Source organism: Flectobacillus longus, assembly GCF_030056705.1.
In the GTDB taxonomy this organism is placed as follows: domain Bacteria; phylum Bacteroidota; class Bacteroidia; order Cytophagales; family Spirosomataceae; genus Flectobacillus; species Flectobacillus longus.
The window spans coordinates 1-3,206 of sequence record NZ_JASHIC010000054.1; the positions used below are offsets into that span (position 1 = coordinate 1).

The window sequence follows — 3,206 nt, forward strand, 5'->3', positions numbered from 1 at the left end:
ATCGCCATCACAGTCTGCATTGCGCCAAGCTGTTGTCGTATTCGCTAACACTTGACTCGAACTCCATACACATGGATTCGTTGGTTGTGGATCTGTGTTGTCTGGATCCCCATCGCCATCTTGATCACCTGCTAATGGTACACTAATCGTTACTGTAGCACTTGCACAGACATTTGGCGTTGTCGCTGTATTACATACTTGGTAAATAACAGTTACACTATTGCCCGGCTCACTCGCTGTTGGGGTGTAGCTCATCACGCCTGTACTGGCATTGAAACTTACCGTTCCGCCTGCTGTTCCGCCTGTCTTAGTGATGCTCGTATTAACGCCTGCTAAGAAATCATCATTACTCAATACATTTACGGTACTTGTAACGCCAAAGTTAGCAGTCAAGACATCGTTGGCAGCAGTAGCTGTTTGTGGGTTTGGATCGGTTCCGTTTGGATTACCATCCTTATCACAGTCTAAGGCTTTCCAACCTGCACTTGTATTCGCAAACACTTGGTCTACTTTGTTATAGCTACAACCATCATTTGGATTCGTATTGTCAGAAGTAGTTAATGGATTATCATCGATACCATTGATCTCATCTTTGTTCGTTACGCCATCACCATCACAGTCACCCGTACTTGTTGCTACTAAAGTCACTTGACCTAAGTTTAAGCTACACGCACTAAGTGGGTCGGTATTATCAGCAGTTGTTGCTGGATTACCATCTGCTCCTGTTGCTTCTGCATAGTTCGTTACGCCATCGCCATCACAGTCTGCATTGCGCCAAGCTGTTGTCGTATTCGCTAACACTTGACTCGAACTCCATACACATGGATTCGTTGGTTGTGGATCTGTGTTGTCTGGATCCCCATCGCCATCACTATCACACGGAACTATTGAAACTGTAATGAGTGCAGTTGGACTGTAACAAAGCGTTGTCGCATTATAGAATGAAGCATAATACTGCCCAGCTCCTATAGAAGTTGGATCTGCTATTTTATTCATAGCAGTAGCCACTGAACTAGAGTGCCAAGTCACATTCAACCCAACAGGCAAATTGGTTGTAGTCAAATTTGTTAAATCTGCTGTCGGTGAAGGGCAAACATTCGCTAAAGTAGTAACACCAAACGATGGAGTCGTTGATATTGCAGGGCTAATCAAATCCTCGCTAACTAAGTTTGAGATACACGTAGCTTGTGTAACAGTAATATCTGTGTACGAACCTGCAACTAAACCATTTATTTTATAGGAAGTTGAAGATGTTGATACTATCGTGATAGGTGTTTGAGCCACACCATTTTTCATATAGTTTAATGTATATGATAATCCCTGTGATAATCCTGTTACAATCAATCCTCCATCATTACCAGGTGAACAAGTGACAGGATTTAAACCTATTACGTCAATAGTTGCTCCTCCTGGGTTAGAAATTTGAGTATTTAAACTATTGGAAGTACATCCACCTTGCGTAACATTTATTCCACGATATAAACCAGCTCCTAAACCAGCCATTGTGTAGGAACTACCAGTTGCCGTAAAAGTTATAGGACTTTGAGCTATACCATCTTTAGTATAACGTAAAGTATAAGAAAGTCCCGTTGTTAACCCTGTAAGTGTAATAGCCCCATTAGATGCTCCACAAGATGCAACTTGTGTTACTAATCCTAATGATAATTGCGCTGCACCAGGGTCAGCAAGAACTTGACTTAGTGCATTTGATGTACACCCGCCTTGAGTTGCTGTAATATTAGTATAACTACCAGCACCCAATCCTGAAAGTGTGTAGGATGATGAACTAGCTACCACCGTTGAAGATGTTTGCCATATCCCATTTTTCTTATATCTGATTACATAAGTATTACCTACAGCTAATCCAGATAAAGTAATTGATCCATCTGATGCTCCACAAGCACTTGGTTGGATAGGAGTACCTAAACTCAATACAACCGCCCCCGGATCAGCCAAGGTAGTGTTAACACTATTAGACACGCATCCCGAATTGGTTACACGAATGTTAGTATAATCTCCTCTAATAAGACCTGATAAGGTATATGAAACTCCAGTAGAAGTAAAAGTAAATGGTGTCTGTGGGATTCCATCTTTCATATAGTTAAGTGTATATGAAGTAGAAGGAGCCAATCCTGTCAGCGTGAATGACCCATCATTGGCTGAACATGCCGTTGGATTTGTTTTAGCTGATAACGAGATTGTTGCAGTAGTTGGATCTGACAATACTTTAATTAAGGCATTTGATGTACAGCCTGTACTTTCTACTGTAATACCTGTATGGTTTCCTGCTGTTAAGTTACCAATAGTATAATTGCTACCCGATGCTGTAAATACGACTGGCGTTAAACTGCTACCATTGAGTAGGTAATTTAAGGTATATTGTGTTCCTGAAGTCAGACCACTAATCTGAATAAAGCCATCATTAAGTCCACAAGCACTTGGGTTTTGACTAGTTCCCAAACTGATTATTGCTGTCAGAGGATCTGAAAGTGCCACCGAAACACCTGCTAGTAATCCTGTTGAACAAGTCGTAGAAACATTACTAATGTTAAAGTTTGTATAAGTACCTGCACTAATATTAGATAAAGTTATACAACCTGAGGCGTCAGCAATTAAAGACACAGGGCTCTGAGAAACACTATTTTTTGAAAATGCTACACTGTAAGAGATACCTGCAGTAAGACCACATATTTTAATAGAGCCATTTGAACCCAAACAGGTACTAGGATCTACTTTTGTGAAATTACTAGACGTCAACGCTGGCATTGTATTAACTATTACTGTTACATTGCTCGCTGGACTTTTACAAGTACCACTCACACAAGCACCATAATACGTCGTCGTTGTCGTTGGGCTAACTGTTGAGCTAGCTAATGCGGTTCCTGTCAAGCCTGAATCGGTGTACCATGATAAAGTACCAGTAGCACAAGTCCCACTTAGTACACTACTTGAACCTGAACAAATCGCACTTGGACTAGCTGATGCACTTGTTGGTGCCAATGGCGTCGCTGTTACTGTTACTGTAACACTGCTCGCTGGACTTTTACAAGTACCACTCACACAAGCACCATAATACGTCGTCGTTGTCGTTGGGCTAACTGTTGAGCTAGCTAATGCGGTTCCTGTCAAGCCTGAATCGGTGTACCATGATAAAGTACCAGTAGCACAAGTCCCACTTAGTACACTACTTGAACCTGAACAAATCG

The 3,206-nt window shown here is 41.5% G+C and carries 1 protein-coding gene; it reads right to left on the reverse strand.

Annotation, left to right across the window (positions count from 1 at the left end):
- A partial coding sequence (locus QM491_RS25295) for a hypothetical protein (protein ID WP_283330373.1) occupies positions 1-3,206 on the reverse strand: 3,206 nt, incomplete at both ends.